The organism is Nitrobacter sp. Nb-311A (genome assembly GCF_000152905.1).
Taxonomy (GTDB): domain Bacteria; phylum Pseudomonadota; class Alphaproteobacteria; order Rhizobiales; family Xanthobacteraceae; genus Nitrobacter.
Window position 1 is genome coordinate 99,201 of the sequence record NZ_AAMY01000005.1, and the last position, 19,270, is coordinate 118,470.

At 62.1% G+C, this 19,270-nt stretch carries 12 protein-coding genes; 8 read left to right on the top strand and 4 right to left on the bottom strand.

What is annotated here, in order from left to right:
* Window position 1 precedes the first annotated feature (1 nt).
* The 8 genes from thpD to NB311A_RS03200 all read left to right on the top strand — a co-directional run bounded on the left by thpD (window position 2) and on the right by NB311A_RS03200 (window position 13,308).
* Window positions 2–922 carry an ectoine hydroxylase gene (gene thpD, locus NB311A_RS03175; protein WP_009797008.1) on the top strand — a complete coding sequence of 307 codons (921 nt, stop codon included), beginning with the start codon at window positions 2–4 and terminating at the stop codon, window positions 920–922.
* Window positions 919–1,059, top strand: a complete 141-nt coding sequence (locus NB311A_RS21750; RefSeq protein WP_009797009.1) for a hypothetical protein — start codon at window positions 919–921, stop codon at window positions 1,057–1,059. Before thpD ends, NB311A_RS21750 begins: the two co-directional genes overlap by 4 nt.
* A gap of 74 nt (window positions 1,060–1,133) precedes the next feature.
* Window positions 1,134–1,310: a hypothetical protein gene (locus NB311A_RS22200; protein WP_009797010.1), complete on the top strand. Its 177-nt coding sequence runs from the start codon at window positions 1,134–1,136 to the stop codon at window positions 1,308–1,310.
* A complete protein-coding gene (locus NB311A_RS03180; protein WP_009797011.1) occupies window positions 1,307–2,623 on the top strand; it encodes an MFS transporter in 1,317 nt (438 codons plus the stop codon). Before NB311A_RS22200 ends, NB311A_RS03180 begins: the two co-directional genes overlap by 4 nt.
* Before the next feature lie 202 nt (window positions 2,624–2,825).
* On the top strand, window positions 2,826–8,816 hold the full coding sequence (locus tag NB311A_RS03185; protein WP_009797012.1) for a DUF3320 domain-containing protein: 5,991 nt from the start codon (window positions 2,826–2,828) through the stop codon (window positions 8,814–8,816).
* Between the two features lie 2 nt (window positions 8,817–8,818).
* On the top strand, window positions 8,819–9,943 hold the full coding sequence (locus tag NB311A_RS03190; protein ID WP_009797013.1) for a DNA repair exonuclease: 1,125 nt from the start codon (window positions 8,819–8,821) through the stop codon (window positions 9,941–9,943).
* A complete protein-coding gene (locus NB311A_RS03195) occupies window positions 9,940–12,564 on the top strand; it encodes an AAA family ATPase (protein ID WP_009797014.1) in 2,625 nt (874 codons plus the stop codon). Before NB311A_RS03190 ends, NB311A_RS03195 begins: the two co-directional genes overlap by 4 nt.
* Window positions 12,565–12,759: 195 nt before the next feature.
* Entirely contained in the window at window positions 12,760–13,308 is a 549-nt protein-coding gene (locus tag NB311A_RS03200; protein WP_009797016.1) for a low affinity iron permease family protein, read from the top strand.
* A 95-nt stretch (window positions 13,309–13,403) separates the two neighbouring features.
* Here the strand turns inward: NB311A_RS03200 and NB311A_RS03205 are convergent, their stop codons facing one another.
* The 4 genes from NB311A_RS03205 to NB311A_RS03220 all read right to left on the bottom strand — a co-directional run bounded on the left by NB311A_RS03205 (window position 13,404) and on the right by NB311A_RS03220 (window position 17,997).
* Complete coding sequence (locus tag NB311A_RS03205) at window positions 13,404–13,655, bottom strand: GlsB/YeaQ/YmgE family stress response membrane protein (protein WP_009797017.1); 252 nt, start codon at window positions 13,653–13,655, stop codon at window positions 13,404–13,406.
* A gap of 454 nt (window positions 13,656–14,109) precedes the next feature.
* Window positions 14,110–16,317 carry a xanthine dehydrogenase family protein molybdopterin-binding subunit gene (locus NB311A_RS03210; protein WP_040673862.1) on the bottom strand — a complete coding sequence of 736 codons (2,208 nt, stop codon included), beginning with the start codon at window positions 16,315–16,317 and terminating at the stop codon, window positions 14,110–14,112.
* Window positions 16,318–16,477: 160 nt separating this feature from the next.
* Window positions 16,478–17,494, bottom strand: a complete 1,017-nt coding sequence (locus NB311A_RS03215) for a xanthine dehydrogenase family protein subunit M (RefSeq protein ID WP_009797019.1) — start codon at window positions 17,492–17,494, stop codon at window positions 16,478–16,480.
* Entirely contained in the window at window positions 17,491–17,997 is a 507-nt protein-coding gene (locus tag NB311A_RS03220; protein WP_009797020.1) for a (2Fe-2S)-binding protein, read from the bottom strand. The genes NB311A_RS03215 and NB311A_RS03220 overlap by 4 nt, the downstream gene beginning before the upstream one ends.
* Window positions 17,998–19,270: the final 1,273 nt, after the last annotated feature.

Consider the following 19,270-nt stretch of genomic DNA (forward strand, 5'->3'; position numbering starts at 1 on the left):
GATGAACGATTTTTACCCATCGCGTATCGCGCCGGAAGCACAGATGCTTCCGCGCCTCGATCCCGTCGTTCACGGCAAATGGACCGAGGATGCGCCGCTGACGCGACAGCAGGCCGAGGAGTTCGACCGCGACGGTTTCCTGGTGCTCGAGAACGTGTTCTCGCCGGAGGAGGTTGCCTATCTGCAGCAGCAGTCGAAGATATTGCTGTCGGGCCCCGAGGGCCTCAACCCGCAGACCGTCATCACCGAGCCCGGCAGCGCGGAAATCCGCTCGATCTTCGAAATCCACCTCCAGAGCCGCGTCATCGGACGCCTTGCCGCCGACGCGCGGCTCGCCGGGGTGGCCCAGTTTCTGCTCGACGATATGGTCTACATCCACCAGTCGCGCCTCAACTACAAGCCTGGCTTCGAGGGCAAGGAGTTCTATTGGCACTCCGATTTCGAGACCTGGCACGTTGAGGACGGCATGCCGCGCATGCGGGCGCTCTCCATGTCGGTGCTTTTGGCGGAGAACACGCCGGACAACGGACCTTTGATGCTGATGCCCGGCTCGCACCGGGTCTTTCTGACCTGTATCGGCGCGACGCCGGAAGATCACTATCGCACTTCGTTGAAGAAGCAGGAATTCGGTGTCCCCGACCGGCGGAGTCTGACCGAACTGGCACATCGTCATGACATCGTGGCTGCGACCGGCGGGCCGGGCACGGTGGTGATTTTCGACTGCAATACAATGCATGGATCGAATAGCAACATCACGCCCTATCCACGCGCCAACGCGTTCTTCGTCTACAATGCGGTGAGCAACCGGCTGCGGGAACCGTTCGGCGTCAAGAAGCCGCGGCCGGGTTTCATCGCCGCGCGCGGCGAAACGAAGCCTCTGGTGCCGCAGAGCAGCCCGCTGATGGAGGATGCCCTCACATGAGCAGTGGTTATGGCATCGGGAAGGTCGGCGGAGCGTTCGGCAATAACCTGATTGCGGCGCGTAACGGAGCGGGCTTTTATGATCGCGCCGTCGTCGTCGCGGCCTCTGACCGCGGTGTCGATGCTGTATCGGCCTGACGCTGTGGGACGGGCAGGGCCAGCTCAGTCTTGACGATCGCATTTGCGTCGCCGGCATCGCGGATGGCATCGATATGACGATGCCGATCGTCATCGACGTTGTCGGATGTGGTGTGGGCACGGCTCGCCGTTCTTGCCGCGGCTATTCGGAAATGATCTCTCCGCGCATCGGTGTGCTCGTCCGCATGGGCGTGCGCAATTCTTTCGATCGCACGCCCGATGCCCCGACGGTCGGGGGACGGCAGCCGTGACCTGCTCTGCGTCGGCTTCCGGATCAATCGACGAACGTGCCACGCTGCACCGTGCGATTGCCGCTTCCGCCATCGGTAACGCCGCGGAATGGTTCGACTACGGTATCTATGCCTACGGCGTCACCTATATTTCGACCGCGCTGTTTCCCGGCGATGTCGGCGAGGCGGTCCTGTTCGCGCTGGCCACCTTCGCGATCTCCTTCCTGGTGCGTCCGCTTGGCGGCGTGTTCTGGGGCTCGCTCGGTGACAGGCTCGGCCGCAAATCGGTGCTGGCGCTGACCATCCTCCTGATGTCGGGCGCGACATTGTCGGTCGGCCTTATTCCGTCCTATGACAGCATCGGCTTCTGGGCTCCGCTGATCCTCATCGTCCTGCGTATGATCCAGGGCTTTTCGACTGGCGGCGAATATGGCGGCGCCGCGACGTTCATGGCCGAATACGCGCCGGACGAAAGTCGTGGCTTCTATGGCAGCTTCCTGGAGCTTGGAACGCTTGCGGGCTTCTCGCTGGGCGCGCTGCTGATGCTGACCTTCTCGCTGCTGCTTGGCGACGAGGTTATGCACGCCTGGGGATGGCGTATTCCGTTTCTGATCGCCGCGCCGATGGGCCTGATCGGCATGTATCTGCGTTCGCGGATGGAGGACACGCCAGTGTTCAGGGCGCATGAAGCCTCAAGCGAGATGAAACCATCGCCGGGACCGGGCGCTTTGATGCGACGGCACTGGCGGCCCATGCTGGTGGTCGGCGGTGCCGTTGTCGCGCTCAACGTCGTCAATTATACGCTTCTCAGCTACATGCCGACATATCTGCAGCGCCGGATCGGCCTATCGTCGGACGAAGCGCTGGCGGTGCCGCTGGTTGGCATGCTGTCCATGGCGCTGTTCCTGCCGTTGGCGGGACACCTTTCGGATCGCGTCGGGCGCCGCCCGATGTGGCGCTTTTCACTGATCGGGCTACTGCTGTTGGTGACGCCGCTTTATATGCTGATGGGCACCGGGCTTGTCGGCGCCTGTGTCGGCTTCATCCTGCTCGGACTACTCTACGTGCCGCAGCTTGCGACCATTTCCGCGACGTTCCCGGCGATGTTCCCGACCAGCGTGCGCTTCGCCGGATTTGCCAATGCCTACAATATTTCGACATCGATATTCGGCGGCACGGCGCCGGTCGTCAGCAGCTTCCTCATTACCCTCACCGGCAATGAACTGATGCCCGCCTTCTACATGATGGGGACGTGCCTGGTCGGGCTGGTGGCGCTGCACTTCATGCCGGAAACGGCGGGACGGTCCCTTTATGACGATCCTTTCGCGGATTAGCGTTGCCTTTGAGGGGCGATCCATCCCATAGCCGTATCCTTTTAGGAATGTATGGACTTGCGAGACATTCCTTCTCTTGGGCCAAGGGCAGGAAGAATGATCGGAATGCACAAGTGCAGGCACGATGTGAACCACCAGGCCGATGAGGAAAGGGCTTCTTAACGGGGTGAAACCCCGCTAGTCTCTCCGAGGGGGCTCGTCAATGCACAAGGATGATGTAGAAGGCGACGGGATTTGCGTTGCGGAGGATGCCAAGGCTCCTGTGATTGTTGCGGATGTCGCAGCCAGCTTTACTTACGCATCCTACCAGAACGCGATTCCGGTTATCCGATCCCTGCTGATCGAGAACGTAAGCGACCGGCATATCGAGCGATGCACGCTCGAGCTGATCTCTTCGCCTTCGTTTTTGAGACCGAAAACCTGGACCATCGATCGGCTGTTGCCTGGGGACAGGCTTCCTCTGACCGATCGGAAGGTCGAACTCGACGCGGGCTATCTTGCGGGCCTCAACGAGGCGGAACGCGGCGAGATCACACTACGCCTTTCCTTGAGAGAAGACATCCTTGACGAGTGCCGTCTTTCCGTCAGGCTGCTCGCGCGTGATGAATGGGGCGGTGTCGCCGATATGGCGCAACTGCTGCCAGCCTTCGTGATGCCGAACGATCCGGGCGTGGCCCAGATCCTACGAACCGCGGCGGAACGGCTTGCCGCGCATGGCCATCCGAGCGGACTGGATGGCTACCAATCCCAGGACCCTCAGCGAGCCTATATGCTGGCCGCGGCGGTTTATTCGGCCATTGCCGGGATGGGGATGCACTACGCCGAGCCGCCCGCGAGCTTTGAGAGCCGCGGCCAGAAGATCCGGCGTCCAAGTACCATCGCCGAGGAACGGCTGGCGACTTGCCTCGATACCACCCTGCTTTTTGCCGCTGCGCTGGAGGCCGCCGGATTGCACCCGGTTATCCTGATGTTCGAAGGACACGCGGCGGCCGGCGTATGGCTGACCAAGAGAACTTTCGCCCAGGCGATCGAGACGGATCAGATGGAGGTCCGCAAGGCGCTGGCGTCGCGCGAGCTGATCGTCTTCGAGACCACCGGCGTGACCCATCGCCCCGCCCTAACCTTCGAGAGTGCGGAACGAGCCCTGGATCGGCGTCTCGCCGAGGAAGAAGCTCGCGCTTTCGCCGCAGCGATCGACATCAAGCGGTCCCGAAGCGGCGGGATCACGCCGCTCGCCTCGCACGAGCCGATCACGCGCAACGCCATCGATGATGAAACCGCTCCCGTCCCGGATTTGCCGCTTCCTCCAGCCCCGACTCTTGGCGATCTGCCGGTTGAAGCGATCGAGGTGAAGCCGACCACCGCCGCCGGCCGCATCGACCGCTGGCAGAAGAAGTTGCTCGACCTGACACTTCGCAATCGGCTTCTCAACTTTCCGGATTCCAAAAAGACGATTCCGTTTCTCTGCACCGACATCGCTTATCTCGAAGACCGGCTCGCGAATGGCGCCGCCATCCGGATCATATCGTTGCCGGAGCAGAACCCACTCGGCGAGCGCGACGCGACGATCTATCGTGATGTTCATGGACGCGATCTTCAGCGCGGTTTCGCGGCCGAATCGCTGCTCAGGGACGAGCTTCCCTCGCCATTGGAGGCGCGGCCGCTGGAGGCGCGGCTGATCCACCTCTATCGGCAGGTCCGCAACGACTTTGCCGAAGGAGGAGCCAACACTCTATTTCTCGCCGTCGGCTTCCTGCGCTGGAAGAAGAAGCCGGAAGACGAGCGCAGCTATCGCGCACCGCTTCTGCTGGTTCCGGTGAAACTCGAGCGCCGCAGCGCCAGTTCACGCTTCACGATTCGCTTCCACGAGGATGAACCACGCTTCAACGCGACCCTGTTGCAGTTCCTCGAGCGGGATTTCGATTTGGCGCTCCCCCAGTTCGGTGGCGATCTGCCGCTCGACGATAGCGGAGTGGATGTGCCGAAACTTCTCACCATGATGCGCCAGGCCGTCCGCGACGTGCCCGGCATGGAAGTCGTGGACGAGACGGCATTGTCGACCTTCTCCTTTGCGAAATTTCTCATGTGGAAGGATCTGGTCGAACGCACTGACGCGCTTCGCGAGAACAGGGTGGTCCGCCACCTGATCGACACGCCCGAACAGGCATTTTCGGAAGGCGACGGACAACCGACATTCCGTGACGAGCGCGAGCTCGATCGCGTTTACGCACCGACGGATATCATCCGTCTTCTTCCCTCGGACTCGTCGCAGACGGCGGCGAGCCTCGCGGCCGCCGAAGGACGAGATTTCGTTGTCGTCGGCCCGCCCGGTACCGGCAAGAGCCAGACCATCGCCAACATGATCGCCCACTGCCTCGCGGTCGGAAAGACTGTGCTGTTCGTCGCCGAAAAGACCGCCGCGCTCGACGTCGTCTATCGTCGGCTGCGCGAGCATGGCCTCGGAAACCATTGCATCGAATTGCATTCGAACAAGGCTGACCGCCGGCATTTTCTCGGACAGCTCAAGGCGGCCTGGGAGCATGGCGGACCAACCGATGCGTCCGAATGGGTGGCGATCAATGAGCGCCTTCGATTGCGCCGCGACGAACTCAATGCCTATGTCGAAGCTCTGCACAAGCGCTACCCGAACGGATGGACGCCCTATTTTGCGCTGGGCCTCGCGCTCAAGGCCGCGAACGCCTCGGCACCGGTCTTTTCCTGGCCGGAACGGGATGCCCATGACGCGCAAACCCTGCGCGACCTTGAAGACCTTGCCGCCGAACTCGGCCTTGTCTTCGCGTCGATCGAGCGGCAGCCAACGCTGGATCTCGTTGATGTCGTCGAGTGGAGCTCCGGGTGGCAGGACAGCCTGCTGACGGCAGCAATGTCGCTGGGGAACGCGATCGATCTGTTGGCGATTTCGTTCGAAGGTTATGTCGCTGCTCTTGGTTTGAAGCCGCGGAAGCGGCTATCACAAGCCGAACTCCAGGCACTGGCAGCCTTGGCAAGGGCCCTTCGGAAAAGTGCCGGTCGCGACATCACGATCGCTTCCGATCGGGATTTTGCTCTGTGCGCCGGCGCATTGGACAGTTTAGGCCGATCCATCAACGATTATCGCGAAGCGGAGCGAGGCCTCAGCGCATCATATGGCGTTTCCGCAATTCGCGATCTCGATCCGGGAGGTCTGGAACGCCAATGGCGTGAGGCAAACGCTTCCTTCTGGCCCAACACGATGCTCTGCAAACGCAAAGTTCAGAAGCTGCTGCAAAGCTATGCCGACCGTGGGACCGCTGATCCTCAAAGGGATCTTCCGCTGCTCCGGCGCATGAAGGAATGCCTTTCGGCAATCGACGAGAGCCTGCTGGCGACGAAGCCGCTTCCGGTCAATGGTCTGGAGACCGATATCGAAGCCGTCGCGGACACGATTGAACTTGCGCGGGAGCTTCTCGATGCCTTGCGCTTGCCAAATATGGAACAAGAAGAGCTCCGTTCGATCGGCCGGTCCGTCGCCATCTGTTTGCGCGGCACGGTGGAAAATGACAGGGTGCGACAGGCGGGCGACAGGCTTCTTGCCGCAATTCAGGGCTTGGAGACCACTGGCCGGCATTTCTCGGATCTATCGGGCCGGGACATCCGGCTCGGACAGGACGATACTGACCTCGAGATAGTGCGGGAGAATCTCGCAGCTCTCGCGAATACCCAGCATCTGTTGCGCGACTGGGCAGCCTGGTGCCGCATCAGAAACCGGGCGCTGGCATCCGGCCTTGCCCCGTTGGTCGAGCAGATCGAGAAGGGAGAGGTTCAAGCCGACGAAGCGCGCGTCGCGTTTCGCCTCGGTTATGCGCGATGGTGGCTTCCGAAAGTTCTCGACGCCGACCCCGTCCTGCGGAATTTCCGGCGCTTCCAGCACGAAAACGCCATCAAGGAATTCCGCGAGATCGACGATCTCGTACGCTCGCATGCCGCCCATCGCGTGATCGGCGCGGTCGCGCATGGTCTGCCGCCCGTGCAGAGCGTCCCGCGCAATTCCGAGCTCGGGCTGCTGCGTCACCAGATGGAGTTGCAGCGTCCCAGCCAATCGATACGCGACATGATCGGCAGGATGCCGCAGAGCTTTTCCAGGCTCGCGCCCTGCATGCTGATGTCGCCGCTCTCCATCGCCCAGTATCTCCCGCCCGATCAGGCGCTCTTTGACGTGGTGATCTTCGACGAGGCGTCGCAGATCACGACCTGGGACGCGGTTGGCGCCATCGCCCGCGCGCGCCAGACCATCATCGTCGGCGACCCCAAGCAGTTGCCGCCGACGAACTTCTTTGGCCGCAACGAAGACGATGACGACGAGAAGATCGCCGATCACGAGAAGGATCTGGAGAGCATTCTCGATGAAGCGAAAGCCGCCGGCATACCGGTCCGCGATTTGAGATGGCACTATCGCAGCCGAAGCGAATCCCTGATCGCCTTCTCGAATCATCACTATTACCAGAACCGCCTGGTGACATTTCCCTCGCCGGCCGTCGAAGACCGCGCCGTGCATCTGCGCAAGGTGCCGCATGGCGTCTACGACCGCGGCAAGAGCCGAACCAACAAGATCGAGGCCGAGGCCGTCGTCAAGGAAGCCGTGGCGCGCATGAAAGCCTGGCTCAAGATTCCCGAAAAGGAGCGGCCGACGCTCGGCGTGATCACTCTCAATATACAACAGCAGTCGCTGATTCTTGATCTTCTCGATGTCGCGCGCCGGGACGATCCCGAGCTTGAGTGGTTCTTTGCCGAGGAACGGGTCGAGCCGGCCATCGTCAAGAATCTCGAGAACGTGCAGGGCGACGAGCGGGACGTGATTCTTTTTTCCATCACTTTCTGGAAGGATACAGCCAACAAGCGCTCGATGGATTTCGGCGCGCTCAACCGCGACGGCGGCGAACGGCGTCTCAATGTCGCCGTGACCCGCGCGCGGCAGGAACTCATCGTGTTCTCCGGCTTCACGGCCGACCAGATCGACTCGTCCCGAACCAAGGCGGTCGCGGTCCACCACCTCAAGACGTTCCTCGACTACGCCGAACGCGGCGCGATCGCTTTGCCGGCCCAGGACATCGGTTCTGCCGGCGGCTTCGATTCCCCCTTCGAGGAAGCCGTTGCCGCACAACTGGAGCGCCGCGGCTGGATGGTCGTGCCGCAGGTCGGGATTTCCGGCTTTCGCATCGACCTCGGCATTCGCCATCCCGATCTGGCCGGGGCTTATCTGGCGGGCGTGGAATGCGACGGCGCCACCTATCACGGCTCGGCCACGGCAAGGGACCGCGACAAGGTTCGTGAGCAGGTGTTGAGGGGACTGGGCTGGAACATCCTCCGCGTCTGGTCGACGGATTGGTGGTTCGACGCCGCAGGCTGCGCCGAGCGGCTGCACGCCAGCCTCGAAAGCCTCTTGGATCAAAGCCGGGCGCGCCGCGCCGCCGAGCAGGAGGAGATCGCGACCCATTGGGACATGGGACACAACGTGGAAGGGATCGACGAGATCCGCGACGACGAGGCCGCCGCCACTGTTGACGAAGTGGCGCCGCCTCCGGCGCCCACCGACACCGAACGCGTATCGGTGGAGCCGCCGGCAGAGTCTCGCGCCATCGAAGCGACAGAGCCGCAGCCGGATGCAGGTCCGGCGCCTGCCGATACTCCGGATGATCGACGATACCACGTCGCCGATCTCTCCAGCTTCGAGGCGGATCCGGGCCAGTTCTTCGAATTCGGCTACCGCGACACCCTGCGAGGCATGATCGAGGCCGTCATCGAAACCGAAAGCCCTTTGCGCACGGACATTCTCGCCAAAAGAATTTCACGGGCGCATGGCTGGCTGCGCACGGGCGGACGCATCAGGGAACACATCGATCTGCACCTGCGCGGTTACGACACGACGCGCGAATCGAGCGGCGAGTTCATCTGGAAAAAGGGAGCCGTGGTCGACGTTCTCGCCTACCGCCAGCCAGCGAACGAGGATGCGCGCCGGTCGATCGCGGATATCCCGCTTGCCGAGTTGGCCTCCGTCGTGCTCGATAGCCCTGCCCTGTTGGACGATGCCGATCCTGCACGCTATCTGGCGCGTCTGCTCGGCGTCGAACGCCTTGCAGCCGCATCCCGCACCCGCCTCGACGAAGCGATCATGAGAGCCCGCCAGCGTATCGCAACCATTCAACCATCCGGATAGACATGATCCGTTTCATCCATTCGAGCGACCTGCATCTCGGCAAGCGCTTCGGCAACTTCGACGGCGACCTGCCGAGCCGGCTACGCGAGGCGCGGCATGCGGTCATCGCCCGGCTGGCGCAGCACGCGCGTGAGCAAAGCGCGACCACGATCCTGCTCGCGGGCGATATGTTCGATACCGAGACGCCCGCTTCGGATATCCGACGTCAGGCGCTGGCCGAGATGGCGCATCATGCGCCGATCCGATGGGTGATCCTGCCCGGCAATCACGATTCGCTGCAAGCGACCCAGCTCTGGACCACGCTGCGAGAGGAAGCTCCCGACAACGTCATTCTTGCGGTCGCGTCGCGCCCGATCGCACTGACGGCGGACGTCGTGCTGCTGCCCGCGCCTTGCACGACGCGCCGACCCGGTCGTGATCTCACCGAATGGATGGACAACGAGGCGACGCCGGAAGGAGCCATCCGGCTCGGCCTCGCCCATGGCGCGATCCAGAGTTTTTCCGAGGAGGCCGCCGCGTCCGACGTCATCGCGCCGGACCGGGCGCAACGCGCCGGCCTTGCCTATCTGGCGCTCGGTGACTGGCATGGCGCGGTGAACGTCGGGCCGCGCATCCGCTATAGCGGCACACCCGAGCCGGACCGGTTCAAGCACGACCACCCCGGCGAGGCCTCGCTGGTCAGCATTGCCAGCTGTTCTGCATTGCCCGAGGTGACGCCGCTGTCCACGGCCAGCTTCGCCTGGCGCACGCTGGAACTGCATCTGCTCGACGGGAACGATCCTGCACAGGCGCTGGAGGCGCTGTTGCCGGAAGCGCGGTGCCGTCGACAAACACTCGCGCGCGTCATGGCGACTGGCCGCACCCGCCTGCCGACACGCACGGCCCTGACTCGCGCCATCGAGAGCGCAACGCCGGATTTCGCCCTGCTGGAGCTTGACGACGCCGGTCTCACGATAGAGTGCGAAGTGGAAGATCTTGATCAGATCGACCGCGCCGGAGCGCTTCGCGAAGCCGCGAACGCGTTGCTGGCCGAATCCGGAGATGAAAGCCGTTCCGCCAACGAGCGCGAGATCGCGCGCGACGCCCTCGCCCGGCTCTATTCCTATGCGCGGGTGGCGGGGTCATGAAAATCTCGGCGCTGCGCCTGTTCAACGTGAAGCGCTTTGCCGGCCGCGGCGTCGCCATCGAGGGGATCGAGGGCGGCGTCAATGTACTCTGCGCCGCCAATGAGTTCGGCAAGTCGACGAGTTTCGAGGCGCTGCACGCGTTGTTTTTCCAGCCGCATTCGAGCGGCTCCGGCGATGTCAGGATCCTCAGGCCGTATAGCGGCGGCAGTCCGCTGGTCGAAGCCGATATCGTGACCGGCGCAGGCCGTTTCCGCATTACGAAGCAGTATTTCGCCGGCCGCTCCGCGCAGGTGACCGATCTGGCTACGGGGCGGTTGGTGGCTCAAGCAGATGAAGCTGAAAACTTCATTGCCGGCCTGGTCAAAGGCGGCACAGCCGGGCCGGCCGGACTGCTCTGGGTGCGCCAGGGTGTGACAGGCATCGAAAGGCGCAGCAAGTCGGAGGAGGAGGACGAGAGGGAGGTTCGCCGCACCCTGCTCGAATCCGTGCAGGGCGAGGTCGAGGCCGTCACCGGCGGGCGGCGCATGACCGAGATTCTTTCTGCCACGCAACAGGCTCTGTCGGAACTGGTCACCGCCACCGGCAGGCCAAAGGCCGGCGGTCGATACGCCAGTGCAATTGAAGATCGCGACCGGTTGATTGGAGACGAACAAAAGCTTTCGGGCGAGGTCACGGTCTTGCGCGAGGCGCTGGATCAACGCGCCTCGGCTACGAAGCGGCTTGCCGAACTCGACAGTGCCGGCGACAGGCAGGAACGCCGCAAGGCCGTCGAGGCGGCGCAAGCCGCCTTCGATGCCGCCAAGTCCCAGAGCGAAAAGCTGAAGGCGGCCGAAGCCGAATTCAAGCTCGCGCTCGATCGCCGGGATGTTGCCGAGAAAGAGCTTCTGACGTTCCGCGCCGCCATGGAAAAAGCAAGGGAGTTGCGTCAAAAGCGGCTTGCGGCCGAAGATCGCCACCGCAAGGCCGAGGACAAGCGTCGCGAGGTCAACGAGGCGATCGCAAAGGCAACGACGGATGTCGAGGCGGCGGAGGCTCGCGAGAAGGAGGCGCGCGACCTGCTCACACGCCTGGACGCGGCATTGAGAGCGCGCGAGGCATTCGAGCGGCTCGCCCAACTCAAGGATCAACTCGCCAGCGCGGAAGCCACGCGTCAGGCGCTCGAACAGGGCGAGGCAGAGCTTTCGCTTCTCAAACTGCCATCGAGCGCCATCGACGAGCTTCAGGATCTGGACGTCGAGATCGCAAGACTTCACGCTGTCGAGGAAGCCGCGCGTCCTTCCATCTCCGTCGATTATCAGCCGGATGCGTTCGGTCCCGTGACGATGGATGGTAACCCACTATCGGACGGCAAAGAGCGCACCTACGACGGACAAGCGCGGCTTTCGATTCCGGGAATCGGCACGATGACGCTTCGATCGAACCGGCCGTCCCGGAGCGATGATCGTCTTGAAAAGGCCCAGGCAAGGCGACGCACACTGCTTTCTTCAATGGGTGTTGACGATCTTGCCGCAGCACGGAAGCGGCAGGTTCAGGCCCAGCGGATGGACGCCGGGCTCGGCGAACTACGTGGCCGGCTGTCCCAGCTTGCGCCGCAAGGTTTGCCAAGGCTCCGGGAAAACGTCGCCGCGCAGAGCGCGGTCGATGCCGGGGCTCTCGAACTGAAAGCGGATCCGGCGCAGGTTCGGACCTCCCTCGCCGAAGCCGAGGAGCGGCTGACCGCGGTACGGCTGGTCCGGCGCGAGATGGAGTCGCTGCACGGCAACGCCAGTGACGCCTTCATCGCCGCCGAAAAGGAATCGGCCGCGCTGAATGCAGAGTGGACCCAAGTCGATTCAATCCTCGGCCCTGAAGAGGAGCGCGCAGCACGCGAACAGCAGCTGGTGAAGGTGCGCGATGATCGGGAGCGATCACGCGCCGATGCCGAAGTCCATGCGGAGAGGCTGCGCGCCACGGCCATCGCCCTCGATTCCGCCGAGGCCGTGCTGAAGCGCGCCCGCTCGGTTGAAGAAGCCGCAGAGAAGGAGATAAACCGGCTCCGTGAGACCATTGCCGGCTTGAACGCCGGGATATGCGCGCGCGCCGACGAGGCGGTGGAAGAAAAATGGCGCGAAACCACAGACGCGCTCTCCACCGCAACGGCCCGCGTCGCGGCGTTCGCGAAGGAAGTCACCATCCTGCAACGGCTGGCTTCAGCCTTGGAGGCAGCCAGATCCCAGGCTCGCGAACTCTATCTCAAGCCTGTCATGACAGAGCTGACGCCGCTTCTCGGACTGCTCTTCGACGATGTCTCGATTACCTTCGACGAGAAGTCGCTGCTGCCCCATGCGATCCGGCGTAGCGGCCAGGAGGAGGATGTTGATCGCCTGAGCGGCGGCATGCGGGAACAGCTGTCTGTGCTGACACGGCTCGCCTTCGCAAGGTTGCTCGCCCGCGACGGCCGGCCGGCGCCGGTCATCCTCGACGACGCACTCGTCTATTCGGACGACGACCGGATCGAGAAGATGTTCGACGCGCTCCACCGGCAGTCCAGGGATCAGCAGATTATCGTTTTCTCTTGCCGTCAGCGCGCATTCCAGAGGCTCGGCGGAAACATTCTTCAGATGACCGACTGGCAGCCTTAAAACCCAGGCTGATTGTCGAATGTTGACCAAAATCAACGGTCGATGTCGCGATGGCGGCCAGCGCAATTACGCGACCAAGATTCTCTCGCCGGGCTATCGCGCTCAGCAAGACTGTTTGGCGCGCGCAGCCGTACTTCGCGGAAGTCTTTACAATGCGCCTTTATAGCAAGCGCGATTTCTGCTCGGCAGGCGGCAATGCCGGAACAAAAGCTTCTCGAATGCGTCGTTCTGTCCGCAGTAACAACCGTCGGAGTCCAAGTGGCTCACATGAGGCATGCACAGAAAGAGATCGGTGGAACTCACCGGACGGAGCGCAGTAGAAGCTCGCAGCTGTTCGGCGCGATTGCAAACAGCACCTCGCGGGCGGCGGGCGGCGCTCCGACCTTCGTCGCCGCCGTCGCCGTTGTTCTAATCTGGGCCTTCACGGGTCCGCTGTTCGGCTATTCCGACACCTGGCAACTTGTCATCAACACCGGCACGACTATCGTGACCTTCCTGATGGTGTTTTTGATACAAAACTCTCAGAACCGGGACGGCGCGGCCATTCAGGTCAAATTGGACGAGTTGATCCGCGTGAGTATGGCGCAGAATTCGTTTGTTGGAATTGAGCATCTGACCGACGAAGAACTCGACGATATTCGAGAGAAGTGCGAACGTCGGGCTAAAGCTGAAAAGATCGGCGAGAAGAAAATTGGATTGGCAGGTAAAAAGGCCAAGCAGGCCGCGGACCGGGTTTCTGATTGAGGTCTTGCCCGCGCTTCGGTTCGTCTGAATTTTCCTGACCGGAAAATCTGCGGGCGAGGGAGAAGTGTGCCCGCATAAGCGGGCACCGGTTGAGGCTAGGCGCGAATGGCCCTTGCGCCCCAAATAAGGAGGCAGGCTCCGATAAATCCGGCAATGAGATAGCCCAGCCATCCGCCAAACGAGACGCCGATCAAACCGAATAAGGCGCTTGCGACGGCGGCGCCAACGATGCCGAGAAGGATATTCATGAAGATGCCGGTGTTGCTCTTCATGAAGTTAGAAGCGATCCAACCTGCCAACCCGCCGATGATAATGGCCGCGATCCAACCAATGCTAGCGTCATCCATTTTGCAATCTCCGCCTCGTTAAAGTGATTAGAGTCTCCCCCCGTGGTATGTTTGAAAACGATCATTGTTCGCTTTGGGTTCCACCCTGCCTCGAGGAATGGATGCTCCGGTGTGGTCTCGAAGGGCGCTCTACTAACCGTTGGACATTCGACAGGTTGGTAATCTTCGACCGAAGAGGATAGCTGGAGCCTCCAGATACTCTCCGGGCGAGAAAACGCAGAAGGAGGATGCTCTCGATGAGATCAGCTGGAGGCCAATGAAATGCACGACATGCGAATAAACTTCTACGGTAGCTTTTCTGCCCTTGTCGTCTTCGTTACCTTGACGCGACTGCCGGCGACGTCATGAAGAGGAGCGGCCGGGGATATCCTTCGCTCAAAACGCTCTCACGGTCACGATCACTGTCATTAGCGTGGTACGGGGGCGACTTTCTTTTCCGCACGATGAGGTCCGCCTAGGCGTCTCGTGTCAGCTTGTCGAGAGTAATCGGGAGATCTCGCACCCGCTTGCCGGTCGCATGATAGACTGCGTTGGCGATCGCCGCGGGAACGCCGACGATGCCGATCTCACCCAACCCCTTGATGCCCATCGGGTTGACGATATCGTCCTGCTCGTCGACGAAGATGACCTCCACGCTGTGAACGTCGGCATTCACCGGAACATGATATTCGGCGATATTAGCATTCATGATCCGGCCGAAGCGGTGGTCGATAAGCGTCTCTTCGTGCAACGCCATGCCGATGCCCCAGATCATGCCGCCCATGACCTGACTGCGTGCGGTCTTGAGGTTGAGGATACGTCCCGCGGCGACCGCGCTAACGAGCCGAGTGACGCGGATCACCCCCAATTGCTCATCCACTTTTACTTCGGCAAAGATCGCCGAATGGGTGTTGTGCGCGTGCTTGCCGTCCTTTCCGAATTTTGTGGCCTTTTCCTGCGCGATACGATCGACGCCGGCGTGACGCATGATGTCCGCAATCGGAACAGTGCTGCGCGGCGTCTTTTTGACGGTAACGCTGCCATCGGAGAGTGTTACGTCGGCAGTTTTTATACCCATCAGCGGCGAGTTCGGCATTGTCTCCGCCAGCCGCAGCAGCTCATCGCGGATGGCGTTGCTGGTGGTGACGATACCGTTCGAGACCGATGCGGCAATCCATGATCCACCTTCGACCGGGGAGGGCGGCAGCGTCGAGTCGCCGAGCTTGACGGTGACGTTGTCGATCGGCACGCCGAGCATGTCGGCGGCGGCTTGGGCCATGATCGTATAGGTGCCGGTGCCGATGTCTGATGTCGCGCACGCGACTTCCGCGTGGCCGTTGGCCGTCAGTGTGATCCGCACGGTGATCGGGACCTGGAGCGCTTCCCAGATGCCCGTAGCCATGCCCCAGCCGATCAGATCGTTACCCTCACGCATCGATCGTGGCTCGGGATTGCGCCTGCTCCAGCCGAACGCCTCCGCAGCCTGGCTGTAACATTCGCGCAGGCTCTTGCTGCTGAATGGCAGGCCGGTGTGCTGATCGCTATCGGAATAGCATTTCAGCCGCAGTTCGAGCGGATCCATTTGTAACGCAACCGCGAGTTCATCCATCGCCGCTTCCAGCGCGTAAACGCCGGTTGCCGCACTCGGCGCGCGCATATCACAGGCGGCGGGAAGATCGAGGCGGACCAGTTTGTGCGCGTAGCTGGCGGTCTCGCTCTTGTAAAGAAGACCAGACCACGTGGTCTCATTACGATGGAAGTCCTCGTATTGCGACGTGATGGTGGTGGCGTTGTGGGTGATCGCATTCAGCGCGCCGTCTGTCTTTGCGCCGAGCTGGATACGCTGGACCATCGCCGGGCGATAGCCGACCATGTACATTTGCTGCCGCGTCAGCACGAGGCGGACCGAGCGCTTGAGCGCGCGAGCGCCGAGCACTGCGAGCACCACCTGATATTGCGGCCGCAGGCCGGAGCCGAATCCGCCGCCCATGAACGGCGACATGACCCTGATTTCATCGGGCCTGGCCTGGAACACACCGCAAAGATAGCGCTGAACGTTCTGGACCCCTTGCGTCTTGTCGTAAACCGTGAGCTTGCCGTCGCGCCACACGGCGGTCGATGCGAACAACTCCATTGGATTGTGGTGCTCGACCGGCACATAGTATTCGGCATCATGACGGATATCAGAAACCGCGAATGCCTTGGCGGCGTCGCCGCGCGGCTTGGCCGGTGCGGGAAGGGCTTTTGCCTTGCCGAGCTGCTTTTCGAAATCGGTGATGTGCGGCTGCTCCTCATACTCGACCTTCACCAGCGAGGCGGCATAGGTCGCTGTTTCGAGGTCCTCCGCCAGCACCAACGCGACTGGCTGGCCGTTGAATTTGATACTGCCGTCATAAAGCGGGCGATAGGGCGAACCGTCTCCGGGCGCGACATCATCCTTGTAAGCCTCGTCGTTGTCCGCCATCGGTGGCCGGTTTTCATGGGTGAGGACGGTGATGACGCCATCCACCTTCATGGCCTCGCCCGCATCAATCCGCCTGATGCGGCCTTTGGCGATGGTTGAATTGACCACGCTGCCATGCGCAAGGTCGGGTGCTCCATACTCGCCGGCGTAACGCGCGGCGCCGGTGACTTTGTCGCGCCCATCGACGCGGGACGTCGCTGTACCGATATAGGTCGTCATGGCTCTGCTCGGTTGACGGACGTGGGGCACAGGTGATGCCGCACCTTGGTGTGTCGCATATCGGATGGCGCCGATCGTGACGGCACCTTGCAGGACGCTCCGGCGGCTGATGCCAATGATGTCGTCATGACCGGATCGGGTGAAGCGCGCCACGGCCGGCTCATGCGATCTTCTTGCTGGACTGCGATTGCGGCGTACCGTTCATGGCCTGCGTCAACGCCCGGATGATGGTGCGACGCGCAAGGTCTATCTTGAAGGTATTGCGGCCGAAGCCCTTGGCCTCATGCAGCACGATATCGGCGGCGCGGGCGAAGGTGTCGGTGTTGGCGGCCTGTCCGTTCAGCGCTGCTTCGGCCTCCGGATTTCGCCACGGTTTGTGAGCAACGCCACCGAGCGCCAGCCGCGCGTCGCGAGTCGTGCCGTTATCCATCCTGAGCGCCGCCGCAACCGAAACGAGCGCGAAGGCGTAGGACAGACGATCCCGGATCTTGAGATAGGTGTAGTGCTTGCTGAAACCTTGCGGCGGGAGTTCGATGGCCGTGATGATTTCTTTCGGATCGAGATTGGTGTCACGCTGCGGCGTATCGCCGGGCAGGCGATGGAAATCCACCAGTGCAATGGTGCGCTCGCCATTGGGACCGGCGACATGCACCTCGGCATCAAGCGCCGCCAGCGCGACGCACATATCGGAGGGGTGTGTGGCGATGCAGGCATCGCTGGTGCCGAGGATGGCGTTGATCCGGTTGATTCCCTCTTTCGCCGGGCAGCCCGAACCGGGCTCGCGCTTGTTGCATGGTGTGGCGACATCATAGAAATAGAGGCATCTGGTCCGCTGCAACAGGTTGCCGCCGGTTGACGCCATGTTGCGCAGTTGGGCCGAGGCGCCGGCGAGGAGGGCGCTCGACAGCAAGGGATAACGTTCCGTCACCAGTGGATGCCAGGCGAGGTCGGAATTTGGCACCAGCGCACCGATACGCAGGCCGCCGGCGGTCGTTTCCTCGATTTTGGTGAGGGGAAGGTGAGAGATGTCGATCAGCCGGCTGGGATGCTCGACGTCGTATTTCATCAGATCGACGAGATTGGTGCCGCCGGCAATGAACTTTGCCGAGGCATCGGACGCAATCTGGCTCAGGGCGTCGGCAACATCCGTTGCCCGCGAGTACTGGAAATTATTCATGACGCATCCATGGCCTGCTGAATAGCGGCGACGATGTTCGGATAAGCCGCGCAGCGGCAGATGTTTCCGCTCATCAGTTCGCGAATGTCATCGGGTGTCTTCGCCTTGCCTTCGGCGATCAGGCCGATCGCCGAGCAAATCTGTCCCGGCGTGCAGTAACCGCACTGGAATGCGTCATGATCGATGAAGGCCTGCTGCACGGGATGAAGGACCCCATCGGTTGCAAGACCCTCGACGGTGATTACCTCGGCGCCGTCTTTCATCACCGCCAGCGTCAGGCAGGAATTGACTCGTCGGCCGTCAACCAGCACCGTACAGGCGCCGCATTGGCCATGGTCGCAGCCTTTCTTGGTGCCCATGAGGCCCATACGATCTCGCAATGCATCGAGCAACGTTGTCCAAGGAGCAATATCGAGCTTTACCTTGGCGCCGTTGACCGTCAGTTCAATGCTGATCAAGCCGGGAAATAAAGCGGCTGCCGGAGCGGTGTGTGACCGGGCCATGCCGATACTCCCCTCTATGGCGCTTTCGGGCGAAGTGGATGCCGGTTCGCGTGAAGAAAACGCGTCAAATCCGAACACCAGAATCGTTCACCGTTTCCGTGAACGGTGAAAGACTCTGGTTAAGAAGGCTGGGCGATAACGCGATCCCGGCGCGCATGTTCCATGCGGGGCACCCCCTTGCTCGGGATCCCTTTCGTGCCCCGGATTGGCAACTCCGGCACATGTCGCGATGCTGGCTGGTCGCCAACACGAACGAGCACGACGGGCGTGCTGATGTCGCTCGCGTCGTTATCGCAACGGCATCGGCGGCCGGGGAGCGCTGTCGTCGCCGGGCTGCGGCGGAAGCCGGGCGGGTGCGGGCGCTTGCGACGGAATGTAGGCGTCGCGTTGCGGGTGGATCTGCCTTTCGGTCGCCTGTGGCGGCGACCGGGACGGGAGAGGAGGATTGGAGGTTGCTGCTTGAGGCGAGGGTCGTTGCGGCCTCGGCGGAACAGGCTTCGCCCGGTGCTGCACAGGCTTGGGGTGAGCTTCGCGCTCTGCGGCCGTTGCGATCTCCCGGCGCAGTTGCTCTTGGCCGGTTTTCAAATCCTCGACAGTGCTTTTCAGCGCGGCGATCTCACTTGCCATTGCCTCAAGCGACTGTGCAATTTCGGCCGGAAGCGCAGCTTGAGTTGATGGAGCCTGCGTCGGCGTGACGGCATCCGTCGACGCTGTTGGCGGCTGGGATGTGGCCGCAGGCTCTTGCGCGGGTTCCGCTTCGGCAGCGGGTTGAGGTGCGGCCGCCTGGGTCGCCGTATCCTGCCCTTCAACTGCGTTTACATTTTGCGTGGAAGCGGGAGCCCAAATGGTAAGTTGCGGTATAAGATCGGAAAGCCTCTGTTTGGCCTCTTCACCATAGGAACGCCAGGCCGTGCTTGCGGCGACGCCGGCGCAGATGGCCAACACCACGGTTAAGATACCGCGACGAGATCGTGACCGGCGGCTTGGATCGCGGAGCGCAGCGGCGTTGTCGTTCGACGGCGCAGGGTGAAACAACGGTTCGCCTGTCGGCAGTAATGGTACCGTCGATGGGGACGTCTCTTCAACCTGTGACGGCTCATGATTGCCTTCGATCTGAGGCTCATGCTTGATTCTCGGCGCGAGGTCGCGAAGCTGCGCGACTATAGCGTCGTGCGGATCGGCTTGAGGACCAGCAGGCTGGGATCTGAATAGCATTTGATTTCCAGGTTACATGTTGCGCGGCCAGTTTCCCATGTGGACCGGCTGGTCCGTA

Bases quoted from the DNA above. Each gene is read 5' to 3' on its own strand.
- NB311A_RS03195 (WP_009797014.1), top strand. From the start codon at position 9,940: ATGAAAATCTCGGCGCTGCGCCTGTTCAACGTGAAGCGCTTTGCCGGC.
- NB311A_RS03210 (WP_040673862.1), bottom strand. From the start codon at position 16,317: ATGACGACCTATATCGGTACAGCGACGTCCCGCGTCGATGGGCGCGAC.
- NB311A_RS03205 (WP_009797017.1), bottom strand. From the start codon at position 13,655: ATGGATGACGCTAGCATTGGTTGGATCGCGGCCATTATCATCGGCGGG.
- NB311A_RS22200 (WP_009797010.1), top strand. From the start codon at position 1,134: ATGACGATGCCGATCGTCATCGACGTTGTCGGATGTGGTGTGGGCACG.
- thpD (WP_009797008.1), top strand. From the start codon at position 2: ATGAACGATTTTTACCCATCGCGTATCGCGCCGGAAGCACAGATGCTT.
- NB311A_RS21750 (WP_009797009.1), top strand. From the start codon at position 919: ATGAGCAGTGGTTATGGCATCGGGAAGGTCGGCGGAGCGTTCGGCAAT.
- NB311A_RS03190 (WP_009797013.1), top strand. From the start codon at position 8,819: ATGATCCGTTTCATCCATTCGAGCGACCTGCATCTCGGCAAGCGCTTC.
- NB311A_RS03200 (WP_009797016.1), top strand. From the start codon at position 12,760: ATGCCGGAACAAAAGCTTCTCGAATGCGTCGTTCTGTCCGCAGTAACA.
- NB311A_RS03185 (WP_009797012.1), top strand. From the start codon at position 2,826: ATGCACAAGGATGATGTAGAAGGCGACGGGATTTGCGTTGCGGAGGAT.
- NB311A_RS03220 (WP_009797020.1), bottom strand. From the start codon at position 17,997: ATGGCCCGGTCACACACCGCTCCGGCAGCCGCTTTATTTCCCGGCTTG.
- NB311A_RS03215 (WP_009797019.1), bottom strand. From the start codon at position 17,494: ATGAATAATTTCCAGTACTCGCGGGCAACGGATGTTGCCGACGCCCTG.